Origin of the sequence: Acinetobacter sp., from assembly GCF_045628685.1 — a bacterium.
In the GTDB taxonomy this organism is placed as follows: Bacteria; Pseudomonadota; Gammaproteobacteria; order Pseudomonadales; family Moraxellaceae; genus Acinetobacter.
This window is the reverse complement of the sequence record NZ_JAZQPV010000134.1, coordinates 1-15,736: the sequence shown is the minus strand read 5'-3', so window position 1 is coordinate 15,736 and position 15,736 is coordinate 1. Positions and strand designations below refer to the sequence as shown.

Annotated in this window: 16 protein-coding genes and 1 pseudogene; 14 read left to right on the top strand and 3 right to left on the bottom strand. The window is 47.5% G+C overall.

The genetic code is table 11. The features are described 5' to 3' along the window. Positions 1–258, top strand: a 258-nt coding sequence (locus ACKI4H_RS17930) for a hypothetical protein (RefSeq protein WP_407308181.1), incomplete at its 5' end; no start/stop codon positions are given. Here the strand turns inward: ACKI4H_RS17930 and ACKI4H_RS17925 are convergent. Beyond that, a pseudogene (locus tag ACKI4H_RS17925) lies at positions 225–530 on the bottom strand (transposase); the annotation flags it as partial. The gene ACKI4H_RS17930 and the pseudogene ACKI4H_RS17925 overlap by 34 nt on opposite strands. Positions 531–1,049: 519 nt before the next feature. Here ACKI4H_RS17925 and ACKI4H_RS17920 point away from each other — a divergent pair. The 12 genes from ACKI4H_RS17920 (at position 1,050) to ACKI4H_RS17865 (ending at position 13,578) form a co-directional block, all read left to right on the top strand. After that, on the top strand, positions 1,050–2,141 hold the full coding sequence (locus ACKI4H_RS17920; protein WP_407308179.1) for a hypothetical protein: 1,092 nt from the start codon (positions 1,050–1,052) through the stop codon (positions 2,139–2,141). Positions 2,142–2,269: 128 nt separating this feature from the next. Further along, entirely contained in the window at positions 2,270–3,085 is an 816-nt protein-coding gene (locus tag ACKI4H_RS17915) for a hypothetical protein (protein WP_407308176.1), read from the top strand. Then, positions 3,082–3,915 (top strand): hypothetical protein, encoded by an 834-nt coding sequence (locus ACKI4H_RS17910; protein ID WP_407308174.1) that lies wholly within the window; start codon positions 3,082–3,084, stop codon positions 3,913–3,915. Before ACKI4H_RS17915 ends, ACKI4H_RS17910 begins: the two co-directional genes overlap by 4 nt. Then, on the top strand, positions 3,915–4,799 hold the full coding sequence (locus ACKI4H_RS17905; RefSeq protein WP_407308172.1) for a hypothetical protein: 885 nt from the start codon (positions 3,915–3,917) through the stop codon (positions 4,797–4,799). The genes ACKI4H_RS17910 and ACKI4H_RS17905 overlap by 1 nt, the downstream gene beginning before the upstream one ends. Next, a complete protein-coding gene (locus tag ACKI4H_RS17900) occupies positions 4,796–5,680 on the top strand; it encodes a hypothetical protein (RefSeq protein ID WP_407308170.1) in 885 nt (294 codons plus the stop codon). Before ACKI4H_RS17905 ends, ACKI4H_RS17900 begins: the two co-directional genes overlap by 4 nt. Continuing rightward, on the top strand, positions 5,667–7,562 hold the full coding sequence (locus tag ACKI4H_RS17895) for a hypothetical protein (RefSeq protein WP_407308168.1): 1,896 nt from the start codon (positions 5,667–5,669) through the stop codon (positions 7,560–7,562). Before ACKI4H_RS17900 ends, ACKI4H_RS17895 begins: the two co-directional genes overlap by 14 nt. Next, complete coding sequence (locus ACKI4H_RS17890; protein WP_407308166.1) at positions 7,559–8,191, top strand: hypothetical protein; 633 nt, start codon at positions 7,559–7,561, stop codon at positions 8,189–8,191. Before ACKI4H_RS17895 ends, ACKI4H_RS17890 begins: the two co-directional genes overlap by 4 nt. Then, positions 8,188–8,841 (top strand): hypothetical protein, encoded by a 654-nt coding sequence (locus tag ACKI4H_RS17885; protein ID WP_407308164.1) that lies wholly within the window; start codon positions 8,188–8,190, stop codon positions 8,839–8,841. Before ACKI4H_RS17890 ends, ACKI4H_RS17885 begins: the two co-directional genes overlap by 4 nt. Positions 8,842–8,920: 79 nt before the next feature. Further along, the gene (locus ACKI4H_RS17880; protein WP_407308162.1) at positions 8,921–9,610 is read left to right on the top strand and encodes a hypothetical protein; all 690 of its coding nucleotides are present in this window, start codon (positions 8,921–8,923) and stop codon (positions 9,608–9,610) included. Next, a complete protein-coding gene (locus ACKI4H_RS17875) occupies positions 9,607–10,395 on the top strand; it encodes a tail sheath stabilizer and completion protein (RefSeq protein WP_407308160.1) in 789 nt (262 codons plus the stop codon). Before ACKI4H_RS17880 ends, ACKI4H_RS17875 begins: the two co-directional genes overlap by 4 nt. Before the next feature lie 146 nt (positions 10,396–10,541). Then, the gene (locus ACKI4H_RS17870; protein WP_407308158.1) at positions 10,542–11,642 is read left to right on the top strand and encodes an amidoligase family protein; all 1,101 of its coding nucleotides are present in this window, start codon (positions 10,542–10,544) and stop codon (positions 11,640–11,642) included. 154 nt (positions 11,643–11,796) lie between these two features. Then, complete coding sequence (locus ACKI4H_RS17865) at positions 11,797–13,578, top strand: phage tail sheath C-terminal domain-containing protein (protein WP_407308156.1); 1,782 nt, start codon at positions 11,797–11,799, stop codon at positions 13,576–13,578. A gap of 64 nt (positions 13,579–13,642) precedes the next feature. Here ACKI4H_RS17865 and ACKI4H_RS17860 read toward each other — a convergent pair whose 3' ends face one another. Both ACKI4H_RS17860 and ACKI4H_RS17855 read right to left on the bottom strand, forming a co-directional pair. Then, a complete protein-coding gene (locus tag ACKI4H_RS17860) occupies positions 13,643–13,915 on the bottom strand; it encodes a hypothetical protein (RefSeq protein WP_407308154.1) in 273 nt (90 codons plus the stop codon). Between the two features lie 75 nt (positions 13,916–13,990). Further along, complete coding sequence (locus ACKI4H_RS17855; protein ID WP_407308152.1) at positions 13,991–14,809, bottom strand: hypothetical protein; 819 nt, start codon at positions 14,807–14,809, stop codon at positions 13,991–13,993. Between the two features lie 141 nt (positions 14,810–14,950). On the opposite strand from ACKI4H_RS17855, the gene ACKI4H_RS17850 reads away from it, so the two are divergent. After that, entirely contained in the window at positions 14,951–15,544 is a 594-nt protein-coding gene (locus ACKI4H_RS17850; protein WP_407308149.1) for a hypothetical protein, read from the top strand. Positions 15,545–15,736 lie beyond the last annotated feature (192 nt).

The following is a 15,736-nucleotide window of genomic DNA, read 5'->3' as shown; positions in this document are numbered from 1 at the left end:
ACCGCTATCGATCCCGCCATGCTGGCGCAGGTGCGCGCATTGGTCGAGCAGCAGCAAGCGCAGCTGACCGAGAAGGATTTCAAGATCACGGCCCTGACGCACGAACTGGCCTATCTGAGCTACGGCAAGGCCAGCGAAGTGCTCACCGGCGAGCAGCGTTCGCTGTTTGAGGAAGCGCTCGACATGGACCTGGCCGCCATCGAGGGCGAGCTGGAGAAGCGAGCCAGCGTCTTTTGCCGCCGGCTGACCGTGCTGTAGTCCGGCACCGGCCAGTCCAGCCCAGCCAGATGCAGCAGGCTTTGCGTTATCCCCATGGCCTGGCGTAATGGTAAATTGAACAGGCACTTGATGCTCAGGCAGAACTGGATCGCCTCGTCGCTGAACGTCTGGCTGCGTCCGCGCTTGCGGCTTGGTTGCCCATGCCAGTTCATGTTCGGGTCAAGCCAGATGAGCAGCGAACCGCGTGCCTTCAGGGCTTCGTTGTACGTCTTCCAGTTGGTAGCACGGTATTTCGGTGGAGCCGGTTTCATTCGTTCAGGCTACCAGACCTCTCGGTTCTACGCTGGTCGAGCCTGATTTGCGCAACAAAGCCGAATTGCACCGTCAACGCTTCCAACGGTCCTAGTGCAGGAGGACATGGCAGCCGAGCAGACATGACGTAAACCCTCCAGTCTACTGGACAGTCAACATCATTCTTCGTTCAACAAACTACCGTCAAGCATTCCCGCGCACGCGCACGAAGGCCTGTGCAGTGCGCCCCGCGCCGCGGCGTTCCTGGAATTGGCGCCGCAGCACCGCATGCCGGTGCTTCCAGAGCCGGGGAATGAATCCAGTACTATGATGCGAACAGTGGTTCATGGATTCCAACTCTGTCCGACTCGATCCTCTCGGGTCCATACAACCCTGGCGTTCTTGGGCAAGTTTACATGTATGGATCGTCCCTTCGCGTCTTCGATGGTCGTAAGTGGGTTCCACTAGACTCAAGCAACCTCATGCTTCGTTCAATGGTAGGTGAACCTTGGGTCAAGCTGCACAGCTTTGGAACCCGCATGTCGGCGCCGACGACGAACACCCTTGGTGCGATGTACTACGACTACACGCTTGAACGCATTTATTACTACAACGGCTCGGACTGGGTGACACCAAATGCCACCTCAGCCCTCCTTGATAGGGGAGGAGACCAAGTTCCTGCCTTTGTGCGCCCAATCACAGTTGAACCGGAGGAGCTACGCAATCCCTACATCGGCCAGCTTTTCTACAACACGACCACGAAGGACCTGAATGCATGGAACGGTACATCGTGGAACAAGGTAAACACCGATCAAGAAGGTTCTTCGTCCACCGATAAAATAGGCGTTGGCAGCGATGGATCATACGACCAACGCATTCAGCTCATCAAGGTCCTGAACGGCCAGCTTGGTTGGCCTCAGCTCTGCGTCGAGCTTCAAGAGGAGCAGTTCAATATTGCCATCGACAATGCGATCCAGAACTACCGTCAGCTGTCAAGCGGCGCATACAAACGGGGCTTCATTCTTTACAGACTTCGCGCCGGCCAGCAGAAGTACTACCTCAATTCAGCAACGGACCAGACTGATCACATCGTTGACATCCATAAAATCTACCGCGTCAGTCCATACGGGTTCACTGGTGCAGGACCCAACGATACATGGGCTATGGCCTTCGCCCAGCAATATTACGACTTTGCGGGTGGAAGTGGTGACATTCTTACAGCTCACCTGCTTTCGTCATACGGCGAGGAGATTAGTCGTATCTTCGCAGGTGAGCTGATGTTCATGTGGGATGAGCCATCCCACGAGCTTCTCATTCTACGGGGTGTGCACGCAAATGAGGTGGTGCTCGTCGAGGCAATGCTTGAACGCACAGAGCAGGAGATTCTTACTGATCGGTGGTGTCAGCAGTACATACAAAATTGGGCGCTAGCTGAGTTGAAAATGATGCTAGGTTTGATTCGTTCAAAATTCGCATCAGGTACACCTGGTCCAGGTGGCACAATCACTCTTAATGGTGAACTACTTATTGCTGAGGCGAGACAAGATATGACTGAGCTGAAGGAAGAACTTTTAAATTACGAATATGGTGGATTAGTTTCTATGGGGAACTGTTCTTTCTTGATTGGATAGTAACAAAAGTGCCATATATAACTTAGACATACCAACTAAGTGAGAACATTATGGTACGAGCACAACGCAGAAAATATCATTTCATTTACAAAACCACTTGCACAATAACAGGCAAGTGGTATATTGGAATGCACTCAACAGACGATTTGAATGATGGGTATAAAGGCAGTGGAACTCATCTGTCTCGTTCAGTAAAGAAACATGGAAAAGAAAATCACATTTGTGAAATACTAGAATTTTGTGTCGATAGAGAATCATTAGGCGCACGAGAAGATGAATTGATAACTGATGAATTGAGAAAGGATCCGCTTTGCATGAATATCGCACGTGGCGGAATAGGAAACTTTCCAGGATATATTTCATCCGAAGAGTCAAAATTAAAGAACTCAATTGCATCCAAGAAGATGTGGGAAAAACGAAAAGCTGAGGGCTATATTCCACCTCCACAGAAAGCAGAGCACGTAGCAAAGCGCTCGGCTTCTAATATTGGAAAGAAACGTACGAAAGAACAGCTTGAGAATCTAAATAAGGGACAACAAAATTATTATAAAAATGTTGATCCTCAAGTCATAAAAGAAAGAAGCAAAAAAGCCGGTAACGCGCGAGCAAAGTCATGGATGATTGAAAGTGAAGATGGCTACGTATTTGAAGTGAAGAACTTAAAAACCTTTTCAGTTGAACATGATATAAAGGGAACTGCTCTATATAAAACAATTCATAATCGTAACTTCTGTTCAGGTTTTAGGGTCTTTATAGAAAATAAACCTGTAAAAGAAGCTACAGCATTTAAAAAACGTGGGCCAATGCCAGAAGAACAGAAGAAAGCAAGGTCAGAATCGATGAAGGGGAAACCTTCAGGCGTTACAATTCGCGTATCTTGTCGTTATTGCAAGAAAGAAACAACGCTTGGCGCCCTTAAACAGTTCCATGGAAAATGTACATGATTACATTCAAACAGTTTTTGGCCGAAGGCCGTAGTCAACCGATCGAACTCAAGAAGGCGCTAGCATGGATGGAAGCGAACGCCCTGAAATACCTCAACGGTGGAACCTACTTCTTCCGTGGAATTAAGGGTGAACATTCTAAGACGATCAAGTACGCGAACACGGCTGAAGGCGAGCCACGCAAGAGCATTGGTGGAATGGCAAACTACTACACACTGTGGATGTCTTACAACCCAAAGTGGGAAGACAAGCCACGTCGTGAGCGGTCCTTCATCGTGTCAACCTCACAGGTCGATGCCATCTCGTGGGGCAAACTGCACTACGTCATTCCGTCGGATACCTCGAAGATTGGTGCAGTAGGTGCGAATGACATTTGGAATAAGCGGGTCACTCCTGAACTTCGTCTCGGCGCATTTACAAATCAAACGCGTAACCTTTTCAGGATGATTGGAAGCGGAAAAGAGTTTAGCCAGGAGGAGTTTGACACGTACGCTGAGCTGGCTTCTGCAATGAAATCTGTGTCTATGGACGAGATCGTTGACGTTCTTAAAGAACACGGTTACATGTTTGACAACGAGTTTGAAAAGTACATGCACAAGATGTTTCTCGACAACAAGGCGAAGAATCTCTTCGAGGTTTGGGAAATCGTGTTCGATCCAAAGCACTTTGACTTCATGAAAACAGACCACATCCACGGTGAAGGTGAATTTTGGATTGATGGCGAAGCACTCTACATTCCATTTGACAAAACTATGCCTGACGAAGATCGTGAAGCCCTGGAGGATTGGGCAAAGAAACATGCTCCTGCATTTGGAAGGGCGATTAGCTGATGATCACATTCAAACAATTCCTCAGTGAGTCACGTACGAAGGTGATGGACGTCCATGACGCCACCATCTGGATGGAGAGCCACGCTTCAGGCTACCTCAAGAAGGGAACGTTCCTGTACCGTGGCGTTGCCGGCGGTAGCAAAGGCGGCCTGACCTTCGGCGATGCGTCAAGCGGTGCACCACGCACGAGCCTGAACACGTACAATAACTATACCCTGTGGATGGATAACAATCCGATGTTCCATGGAAAGCCGCGCCGTGGAAATGCGTTCATCACCACGACTAGTTCTGATATCGCAAGCATCTATGGGTCAGTGTTCATCGTAGTTCCTGCGGACAATGCAAAGACTGGCATCGTTGGAAAGTCAGACATGTGGGACGTCACGCTCAGCAGCCTTGGATATTCTATCTTGAACCTCAACGAGGAAACCGCTGATGCTTTTTATCACTTTGACAAAGGTCGCCCTAAGACATATGAGGAGCTTGAGAGCGCGCTTCGCAGTATCACCCTTGACATGATTGAAGAGAATGAGGACCTTGAGGACAGTACCAACTTAGCGACCTTGATGCGTTCCTGCCACGTCAACACCCTCTACGGGTTATGGACTGACCTCGTGACGCCAAACCTCTTCAAGTACACGACAGGTAAGGACATCAATGGCAAGGGTGAAATTTGGATTGACGGTGAGGCGGTGTTCATTCCACTGAATGACAAATACATCAGCGAGAGTGATCGCTTTGCCGTTTTTGCATGGGCACAGGACAACTTTCCTCAGCTTGCAAAGGAGCTTGGTAAATACTGGGAAGATGAAGAACGCATTGACCCAGACACTGTAAGCGATAAAGACACGCTCACTTATACGCAGAAGAGGAAACAGAAATGATTACCTTCAAGCAATTCCTCAATGAGACCGGCACTGCAGCTGGTCGTACCAAGCCAGTTAGCGCAGAAGAGCTGATCGCTTGGGCAGAGAAGAACGCAAGGCGCTACCTTAGTGGGACCAACTTCCTGTATCGTGGCGGCTCTGGAATAGGCGCGCCTATTCTGCTTGGCAACTCGGTCAGTATTAAGCCACGAAGGAGCGCCAACACGAACAACAACTACACTTTGTGGTTGGACAACAACCCTGCTTTCAAAGGTTACCCGAAACGGTCACAGGCCTTTATTGGAACCGATGACAAGCATACTGCTGCTGGCTTTGGCAACCCTTCGTTGCTCATCATTGCTGACAATGCTAAGGTAGGTTTTGTTGGTCACCAAGATTTGTGGTTTGTAGAGGTTGATCCAAAGACACACATGACCATTGAGGAGTGGAACGGAAACATGGAGTTCGCTCTTCAAAAGATTAGCCTTGGCAGAGCGAACACCTATGAGGAGCTCGTGACGAGCCTTAAAGCAGCGACGCTTGCAAAGCTCGAAGACGCTAAAGACAATGAGTCAAATGAGAGCGATGAACAGACACTCGAAAAGGTAATCACATCTATCTACAAAAATGGTTGCAAGACGATGTTTGAACTCTGGGAAAAGCTGTTCACACCTCATTTGTTTCCGCCTATGACGACTGGATCAGAAGCGAGCCAAGAAGCCGCGTTTGGCGAGGTGTGGATTGAAGGAGAGGTTGCCTTCATCACCGCCTCAGGGCACGGAGTGTCAGCAGAAGATCATGAGGCCATCATGAAGTGGAGCATGGAGAATAAGTACCCTCACTTCTTTGAGAAGCTCTCTTCTGACTGGGACGACAAGGAATTCAATGACGAACTCTAAACGAACAACCCTCGCGGACTGCGGGGACGCAGCAGGATCGTTCAACAATCCTGCAACTCCAAACTCTGGGCTCCCTGACATCACGACTGTCATAGTCCCTCCAGGAACATATGTGCCGCCCGAGCTCTGTGTTGGCACATATCAACTTACGTCCGATGCCTGTGCCTCAACAGAGAACACCTACCAGCAGGCTCTCGCAGCGCAAACGCTGGCGATCTCTGGTGCGCCCCTCAATGTCTTCAAGCTGCTCGGTAACCATGAGCAGGGGAAGCTGATCGACCTAGTAGGACGTGGAGAACCGATTGCAAGTGGTGGTAACCCTGCAAACGCATATGACGAGCTCGTTGGCAGCTGGGTCAGTGACACCACAGGCCTCTCGGTGCTCACTGCACAGACATATATTGGCTACGATTTCGGCATTCGCAGGACCTCATATGGTGCACCAGAAAACGCTCCTGGCGCTCCTGACAGCCAGCACATCACCAGCATTCGGATTAAGCAGGGTGATGATGCAAGCACCCGTGCGCTTCAAGTTCGTGTTGACCGCTCAGATGGAAACTACAGCGTCAACCCGCTCAAGGTTACGTTCAGCGGCGTAGGCAATGGCGGAGTTGGTGGCTATCAGCAAGGCCCTGAAGCACGTCCTGGTTCCTTCATGCTCTTCGCTGACTCTCCAACGAAGTTCACCGTCATGTTCGCCTCTGGCGCTGGCACCGATACCGTTGGGATCGCGACCGTTGGCGTTGTGTTCAACACGCCGCAGGGTTCCTTCACGATCAACAAGGGTACGATTCCTTTCCAAAAAGGTGACTCATTCATGGTACCTGTAGAGATGGATTGGAAACGTGTTGATATCGTTAATCTTCCAAACATCGCTGCTCCAGCCTTGATTCGTATCAAACAATCAGCGGCTTCTCGTTATTGGAGAATCGTACCGACCTCTTTTGCTGGTGCAACCTCGGACACGCCGTGGGTTGTTGACAAGCTAGAGCTGTTTGACTACCAAGCTACCACTCTGGACGACATTCAAGACCCGCTCTTCATGGAGAACCGTGATCGCGATTATGCGAAGTCCTCTATCCAGTTGCGCGTCCAATATACACCATTTGACGCAGTATCAGACCTCTCAAAGTTTGGATTTCAGGTTGCTGACATCTACTCCTTCACGGTCTCCTTCGCTCAGATGGTGACGCAGCTTGGTCGACCAATCGTCGTTGGCGACGTGCTGGAGGTCCCATCTGAGATGCAGTATGACCACCACCTACGCCCTGTTCGTAAGTTTCTTGAGGTAACAGACGTAGGTTGGGCAGCTGATGGCTATACTTCTGGTTGGGTGCCTATCATCTATCGCTTCCAAGCGCAGCAGCTGATCCCTGGGCAAGAGCATCGTGACCTACTCGGAACGATTGACACACAGAAGTATATTGTTGATGACGGTCGTTTCTTTGAGGGCATAGAGCAGATTCAAACTGCGCCCCTTACTGTGACAGAAGCAAATGAAGCTGAAGCTGTTCGTGCCGTTCCTGAGAAAGGCACGAACGTCCGTGAAGAGGCGTCGGGCGCAAATCGCTTTGGACAGCCAGGTTCATACGACGGGGTAGGGCTGTATGTAGAAGATGGGCTTCCTCCTGATGGTGCACCATTTACAACTGGCTATGAGAAACTGCCGGATGTGTCGACAGCTAAGGATGGTGATTACTTCCGCCTTGAGTATGAGCCATATAAGAAGCTTCCAGCCCGCCTATATAAGTTCTCTGAAGTTAAGAATAAATGGTTATACGCTGAGACTGATCGCCGATCCCAACGTTCTGCGCACCGCCCAAGTCAGCTAGAAATCCTAAATATGAATAACATGTCGCCCACTACTAAGAAAATTACATGATTACATTTAGACAATTTCTGTCAGAGCAGGAAATGATGTCTGTTGCAGTTCTTATCAAAAAGAACTGCGCTGAGTTCCTGCATGAGACTCATGGAACTGGCTTCTTATACCGCGGTGTTAGGTTTATGAAATTTGTGGAACCATATTCTGCATATGACGCAGAAGGAAATGAGATGGAGTACATCATTAAGAACGTACGACAGGATCGCCGGCCTCTTGACACAGGGGCAGAACGCCACGCATTGATTGATGATTGGTTTCAGAAGAAATTTGGGTTTAAGGCCCGTTCTGAAGCGGTGTTTGCTTTCGGTGAAAAGGCTTTGAGAAGCGACCTTGCATTTTATGGGCGGCCTTGCATTATTTTTCCAATCGGGCCAATAAAGTACGCATGGTCACCAATAGTTGAGGATATGTATGGGTCAATGAACATCTATTCAAAAGACTCAGACACCACCACCAGGGTGCATTCTGACAATTCAGCTGTCATCAAGTGGCTTGAAGAATCAAACTACAAGGATTCTGGTCTCAGTGATGCAGTAATGAAGGACCATGAGGTCATGATTAAGTGCTCAAGCTATTATGCTTTTCCAATTGAGTACAAAGAACAACTTCAAAGAGCTCTCGCATGATTACATTCAAACAATACATAGCTGAGGCTAGATGGGACCCTGAAGGCAGTCTTGAGGATTATCTCGCCGATCACTGTCAAAGTTACATGACAGCGCTCGATGCCAGCCTTGACGCTATCATCCATGATATGTGTCTTTATCGAGGTGTCAACATCGGTGGCGGTGATGATCACGTGCGTCTTCTTATTGATGGCCAACCGCGCACGTGCTATATCAAAAATGTTCGCAAGGATCGCAAGCCACTAGACACTCACCCGGAGCTATCGTCAATTCTCGATGAGATCTTTCAGGAAAAATTTGGGTGGAAGGCGCGATCAACAGGCCTCTTTTGTAAGGCGCATTGGAAAGGGCTTAATGAATTTGGTGATGTCCACAAGATTTATCCATTGGGCCTCTTTTCATTTCTTTATAGCCCAGCGGTTCCTGACTTGACTGGAAGCATTCAACATGTTTTAGCAGCCTATGAATTTCCAAAAAAATGGTCAGGGCAGGAACATACACCTGAGGAACTTGATAAAGCGAAAGAAATTTTAACTAAGTTTGTTGAGCGAAAAGAATACACCGATCATGACCTTCCTGCCGCCTTTATAGGCCCGAAGCTGCCTGAGATTATGCTTGATTGTGACAAATACCTGGTGGTTCCAGTATGATGTAAGAGCTGTTCGCTCAGCACACCTCCCGAGTCAGCTAATGAATAAATAACATGTCGCCAACGTTCAAAAAGATTACATGATTACGTTTAAACAATATTTGTCCGAGCAGGACATTCAAGACATTTCAGCTGAAATTTTGTTGAATACATTCATCAGCGAAGAGGAAATGAACGAAGTTGAGAAACTGATTAAGCGCGACTGCGCGCCATTCCTACGGGAAGCAAAAGGCGCTGGCTTCCTGTATCGAGGTGTTAAAGGTCTTGATAAGGTAGATGCGCATTTTGTTAATGACTTTGAAGGAAAAGAGCTTCTATATTCCATCAAACACGTCAGAAAAGATCGCAAGCCTCTTTCATCAAGTGACTTTATGCATAAAGTCATTGATGATTGGTTTAATGAAAAATTTAATTTCAAAGCTCGCTCTACAGCAATGTTTGTGGTTGGTGAGGGCGCAAGACCTAATGTGATCAGCGGCTATGGCACTCCATGCGTTGTTTTCCCTATTGGGGAAATTCAATACGCATGGTCACCAGCGGTTCGTGATTTGTACATTTCGCTGCCAGAATTTTCAGATGAAGAAGACGTGGATGAGCGCATTAAAAAGATTAGAGCAAAGTTAGATCAATACGATTATCAAACTAATGCGCTCAATGAAGTTATTCCTACAAATCCCCCTATAGAAATCATGATGCAATGCGATAAATACTACGCATTTCCAATCAAATATAAAGAACAGCTTCAAATTTCTTTGGATATTATGCCATGATTCAACATTTCTGGTACGATGGGCAGATTAGACAATACCTGCTTCAATTTGTTTCAATCTTCCACGGGCTTCAGGTGCAGACCGGAATCGGTGAGTGCGACGCATCTGAGTTTATCTCAGTTCCTATCGTAATTGGCAACAAGGACCGCGTTGTCGCAGCGATTATGTCTGGTAACACGCAGAACCGCGTGTTCTCTCTGCCAGCGATGGCTGCGCAAATTACGGGTATTACACCGGCTGATGAGAGGCGCCGGGCGCCGGGCATGATTGATCAGCGCGTCACGATGAAGGCCGGGGGCGTCTTTCCAGATGACCTTACGGTAGTAAAGCGGGTCATGCCTGTTCCGTACAATATCTCACTTGAGCTAGCAATTTACGCGTCGAATACGATGCAGATGCACCAAATTCTTGAGCAGATCCTCGTTCTTTTCAACCCCGATCTGCAGATTCAGAAGTCAGATGGCCCATTTGACTGGACGAAGATCACGAATGTAACGTTAAACGACATCAACAACGAGGAGAACTACCCCATTGGATCTGAACGTCGTCTCATCTCCTGGACCCTAACATTTACCATGCCAATTTGGTTGGGCATTCCAATGGGCGTTAAGGATGATCTTGTCCGTAAGGTCATTGTGCAAATCGGCGACTTGTCCTCCATGGGAACCATGGAGGTCGATGAGTCTGGTAATCTGCAACCGTTTGGTGACCCTTATGGTCGTATTGAAATTACTAATCGAGGCCCTGAAGGGCCTGTCCCACCACAACCAAACGGGGTCGTATGAAGACATCCAAACAGTTTATTCTTGGAGCATCTGCTCCACGCTTGATCGAGGTGCTCAAGCGTTCCTTGCCCAAAACCTGAACACCGCGAGTTCATTAAGACATCACTGAAATGATTACATTTAAGCAATACCTTACTGAGAAGTCCATGAAACCAAGTGTGTTTGCTGACACAATCAAACGCCTGTCAGCTGATGCAAAGCTTGGGTTTGAGCTTGAAACATGGGTCACAGAGGATTCACGTCTGTACGTTGAATCAACCAGCGATGAGTCAGCTCACACTCAGGAATTAAAACGTATTAACCTTAGCGGCGGGCTGGACGCATGGAAGGAATACTTCAACATTTATGGCCCATCCATCATCAAAATTAATGATGATTGGAATTCATTTAAAGCCAAGCGCCCAACTAAGAGCACGTGGCGAGATTGGATGTTAGCTAGCTTTGATCCAGTGAATGGGTACCGTGACTTCGTGATGAAGTACGACCTTGAGCCTAAGTATGGCTGGGCAAATGGTTCAAGGACAGAAGTGTTTACCAGTACATCAATGGATGGTGATGCAGGCGACTTCTTGCAGACCGCTAAAAAGGTCGCTGAAGCACTTGAGAAATTGCTTCACACCACTGTCAAGGTCAACAACACCAACATCCAGGATTGGCGCGTTGTAAAGGACGACTCGATAGATGGCGACAGCTCGGGAGTTGGTATTGAGATTGTTTCACCACCCCTCCCGATAAATGATGCGCTTGATGCGCTCAAGTCATGCTTTAAGTTCATGGATGAAAATCACCTTGAAACCAATGATACCACTGGGCTTCACATTAACCTGTCAATTCCAGATCTTAAAGAGAAGCTTGATCCATTGAAACTCATTCTCTTCATGGGTGAGGAGCACATTCTCAAATCCTATAGCCGTGAGATGAACCGCTACACCAAGAAGCACGTCGATGGGATACTTGATATCATCGGCCGCAAGGGTCAGCTCCCCAAAAGCGGCGAGCTGATTAATGCCGCTCGATCTGCCCTGCAGTCCTCAGACAAGTACAAGACGGTTAATCTTGGTAAACTAAATCACGGGTACTTGGAGTTTCGCGCAGCGGGGAACACAAATTATCATCACAAGTACAATAAGGTGATTGATGACATTGGCCGCTTTTTAACGATCCTTGAGCTTGCATGCGACCCCAATGCAGAACGTCAAGAGTATCTCAAGAAAGTAGCAAAGCTATTTGATAAAGCTCTTACTTAAAAGTGTGAATTCTTACAGTAAAATTAGACCGATTCATAAATATCACATGAACAACCAGAGCAGTTAACTGCCCATCCATAGGAGAAACACAATGGCAACACTGGTATCCCCAGGCGTCTCAGTCACTGTTACAAATGAGAGCTACTTTATTCCGGTGTCGGCATCGACAGTTCCGCTAATCTTCCTTGCGACACGTGCAGGGAAGACTCAGCCAAACGGCATCACGCCCGCTGCAGGCACGCTTGAACATTCAGTTGTCCGGACCGTAACTTCCCTTCCACAATCGCTTCAGCTGTACGGTGTACCATCTTTCCGTAAAGATTCAGCAGGAAACGAATTCCACGGCGACGCCCGTAATGAATACGGTCTTCTCGCCCTTAACAACTTCTTGGGAGTTGGCAATCGTGCATACGTTGTGCGCGCAAATATTGATCTGTCAGATGAGCGAGAAACGTTTATTGGACTAGGAACACCTCGCATTGCAGGAGAACCAAGCTTCTATGGTCTAGGTTCTGGTATAATGGCGAATATCTCTGCTGCAGGGCCAAACGTAAAACCGCAAGAGATCATTGTTTCATTTAATTCGACGTCATCCTTTGCGGTAACTGGTTCCTCTACCGGTTATATTGGGACAGGGCAAGTTAGCGTGCCATTTGCATCTTCAGCAATGAACTTCACTATCCAGCCGGGTGAAGTTCCATTTGCATCAGGTGATCGCTTCACGTTCACAATGGAATATGCTCCTGAGGCCGGTGAAGAAAACGTTGGAACTGGTACGCTGATGGGACTTCTTCCAGGCGAGCTCGCGCGCCCCGAAACTTTAACGGTAACCTTTACTTCACAGACAGATTTTACGGTTACTGGAAGTGTTTCAGGCGATGTAGGAGATGGTAAAGTTAACGCCCTGTTTGATAACAACCTCGTGGCCTTTACTGCGGTTGCTGGTGAAACTAAGTTCCAACGTGGTGACCGTTTCACGATTGAGATTGCCAATACAATTGTTGATTCACCGCTTGGAGCCAATGACGGGGCTCGTCGTGTAGCCATTGCTACAGCCCTTCAGGCTGAAATTAACAGCAACACAGAGGCCCGTTCAAGCTTGTATGAATACAACCTTATTCTTTGCCCTGGTTACCCAGAAGTAGTTGATGAGCTGCTTGCTCTTTCAGTTGAAATCAAGGATGAAGCGATGGTCATTGCTGACACTCCAGGCAACATGTCGCCAGAACAAGTGGCGCAGTGGGCCCTTACCTCTGAACGCTTTAGCTCAGAATCAGCTGCATATTACTACCCATGGGCACTGCAATCGAACATGGACGGCCGCAATGTCCTTGGCGCACCATCCGGCGTGGCTCTTCGAACTCTAGCAGTTAGCGACAATGCTGGATATGTCTGGACTCCACCAGCAGGTGTTGCTCGTGGTCTCGTTACTGGAGTTTCAAAAGTGGGTTACTTTACCGGAACCCCAGGAACGGCAACGACCTTCGTTGAAGCGAACCTTAACGAAGGCCAGCGTGACAATCTGTACGAATACGATAAGAACATTAATCCAATTACGTTCTTCCCAGGCCGTGGATTGCTGGTATGGGGACAGAAGACCTCTGCACCTGCAGCATCAGCACTCGACCGCATCAATGTTGTGCGCTTGGTCATGTACCTCCGTCGCTCACTGCGCAAAGGGTCGATGCCTTTCGTGTTTGAGCCAAATGACCGCGTGACTCGCGACAACCTGAAAGCAGCAGCTGATACCATCCTGAATGACATCCTTGTCAAACGTGGTATTTCTGACTACGCCACGTACTGCAACGAAGGTAATAACACTGGAGATCGTATCGATCGTAATGAACTTTGGCTAGACGTGGCAATCAAGCCAATGCGTGCTGCTGAATTCATCTACATCCCGATCCGTGTCGTTGCCACAAGCGCTGACATCTAAGCCTAAGTCTCGCAGAAAGTAAAAGGGGACCATAATGGTCCCCTTTATTTTTGCTCGGTTGAATTTACAGATTGTAGAATTCTTCATCGTCCATCCGCAGGTAATCCATTTCTGTGTAGCCGTCTCGATCAACGCCTTCACCTATTCCTACATAGGTGCCATGTGCATCGTATGCCGAGTAGCCGTAAGAGTCAAAGCCATTAGCGTCATAGTTCGCGAAGTGGACCTTCTCGTCATAACCTTCTGGCCAAGTTGCAGGTGGAAGTTCCCCCTTGCTATTCCGATCAAAAGGTTCGAATTGTTTGCTAGCGGTTGGGCTGTATTTTCCCCTGCTCATGATATTTTCCCTTATTTTCAGTTGAGTTTATTATAACACAGGTTGAAAGAAAAATATACTTTTATTTTGATTTAATCATGATTTGTTCGCCACAACTTGCAGTGACGAAAGGACCAACTCCTCCTGAGTTCTGCGGTCCTTTTTCCATTCTATTTCCCAAACATGAACTATCTTAATGCCGAGTAAGTCGGCCCCGTCTGTCTTAAAACGTTTACGCGACCCATCTCCTGGTTGCCAGTACTTCCCATTGAACTCAAAGCCAAGCTTCAACTCTGGCAGGTAGATGTCAATCTCCTTTTGAGTAATCGCAGTTCGATGGTTCACGATGATCGTGCCTGAGTAGTTCTTCCGGATTAACTCGTACAGCTCGCCCTGCCCCTGAGACACGTGGCACTTTGGGCAATAGATGGAGGCAGGGCGAGCAAAGGACTTCAGGAAGACTTCTCCGCAGGTGTGCTGAAAGCGATACTCGTTTGCCTGCCCTGGCACGATCTCGTCAAGTGGAATAATTCCTTTCTCTGCAAGCTTGGCTAACTTTGCAGGCGTACGATTCTTAAAGTGGGTCGCTTTCATTTTTGCGGCAGTTTGTTCTTTCCACTCATTGTTTGACCAGAGTTTCTCTTGGCGGTGTCTACGATCAAATTCCGTGAATGGGCTATTTTGCAGACACTTACAGCTGCAGTATTGCCTGTAGCCTGAAGTAAAGTTCAGATACGTTGTTTCTTTTCCGCAATAGCATTTGGGTCTGGTGTTAAACTGCAGCCAAACCTTTTCAGATACAGTATATCCTGGCAGATTTTTAAGGAATGAAAGGTTTTTACCTTTTACTCGACGTGAGTTGAACTTTCCGTCTGTAAAAAGAAGCTCAAGGATTTGCTGTTTTATTTTATCCATGCATTTATTTATATGGCAAAACCACTGAACTTATGTTGTAAAAACTGATTTAATATACGATCTTCATAAATAGCTTTTGAAAGAATGCTGCGTGTCATATTTCTGTGGCATGTTTTACTACCAAATTAAAGGAGAATTACCGTGGCAACACTTAGCGATTTCGGTATACCAGGGGTGGGTGCAGGTATTCTGCACCCACGTATGAAGAATAAATTTCGCCTTACTTTCCAAAACATTGGGCAGTTGGTGCCTGGAGCAAACTCACGTAACTTGTCAATGCAGGTTACGACAATCACACTCCCAAATATTACATGGGAAGAGGTAACTTTACACCGTTATAACTCAACGGCGTATGTGGCAGGTAAGCATAGCTGGGAACCAATTTCAGTAACAATTGAAGATGATATCACTGGTCTTGCTACCCGTGTCATTGAAGCCCAGATTGAAACTCAACAGCGCATTATTGGTTCTGACCTTGACGGTCGTTGGCTGAATACCGCTGCAACTGGTTCTGACTATAAGTTTGGTGCTCGTATTGATCAGCTTGATGGTGATGAAGGCGTTGTGTCTTCATGGATCCTTGAAGGTTGCATGATCGTCAACGCAGACTTCGGTGACCGTGACTATTCAGCATCGGAAGCAGCAACAATCACCATGTCAATCCGCTTCGACCATGCACGTAAGCAGGAATCTGGCACTGGTTATGGTACGGCCCTTGGAGGAAATGTGGCCTAAAATTAGCCCTAAACTCTAAAATAGCTCACTTGTTAACAAGTGAACTATTTTTATGACCGTATCATATCATCTATATTGTTAGATTTGAATCAGAAAATCCAGTTACCTTTCGCTGGTTACATAAATAAGATGATATTATTAACCCTATGTCATGATTGACTCATAATGCAAACATTTAAAGATTACTTGATT

Excerpts from the sequence above, each read along its gene's own strand:
- ACKI4H_RS17885 (WP_407308164.1), top strand. The coding sequence starts at position 8,188 with ATGATTACATTCAAACAATACATAGCTGAGGCTAGATGGGACCCTGAA.
- ACKI4H_RS17890 (WP_407308166.1), top strand. The coding sequence starts at position 7,559 with ATGATTACATTTAGACAATTTCTGTCAGAGCAGGAAATGATGTCTGTT.
- ACKI4H_RS17875 (WP_407308160.1), top strand. The coding sequence starts at position 9,607 with ATGATTCAACATTTCTGGTACGATGGGCAGATTAGACAATACCTGCTT.
- ACKI4H_RS17860 (WP_407308154.1), bottom strand. The coding sequence starts at position 13,915 with ATGAGCAGGGGAAAATACAGCCCAACCGCTAGCAAACAATTCGAACCT.
- ACKI4H_RS17900 (WP_407308170.1), top strand. The coding sequence starts at position 4,796 with ATGATTACCTTCAAGCAATTCCTCAATGAGACCGGCACTGCAGCTGGT.
- ACKI4H_RS17895 (WP_407308168.1), top strand. The coding sequence starts at position 5,667 with ATGACGAACTCTAAACGAACAACCCTCGCGGACTGCGGGGACGCAGCA.
- ACKI4H_RS17905 (WP_407308172.1), top strand. The coding sequence starts at position 3,915 with ATGATCACATTCAAACAATTCCTCAGTGAGTCACGTACGAAGGTGATG.
- ACKI4H_RS17880 (WP_407308162.1), top strand. The coding sequence starts at position 8,921 with ATGATTACGTTTAAACAATATTTGTCCGAGCAGGACATTCAAGACATT.
- ACKI4H_RS17910 (WP_407308174.1), top strand. The coding sequence starts at position 3,082 with ATGATTACATTCAAACAGTTTTTGGCCGAAGGCCGTAGTCAACCGATC.
- ACKI4H_RS17855 (WP_407308152.1), bottom strand. The coding sequence starts at position 14,809 with ATGGATAAAATAAAACAGCAAATCCTTGAGCTTCTTTTTACAGACGGA.
- ACKI4H_RS17920 (WP_407308179.1), top strand. The coding sequence starts at position 1,050 with ATGTCGGCGCCGACGACGAACACCCTTGGTGCGATGTACTACGACTAC.
- ACKI4H_RS17870 (WP_407308158.1), top strand. The coding sequence starts at position 10,542 with ATGAAACCAAGTGTGTTTGCTGACACAATCAAACGCCTGTCAGCTGAT.
- ACKI4H_RS17915 (WP_407308176.1), top strand. The coding sequence starts at position 2,270 with ATGCACTCAACAGACGATTTGAATGATGGGTATAAAGGCAGTGGAACT.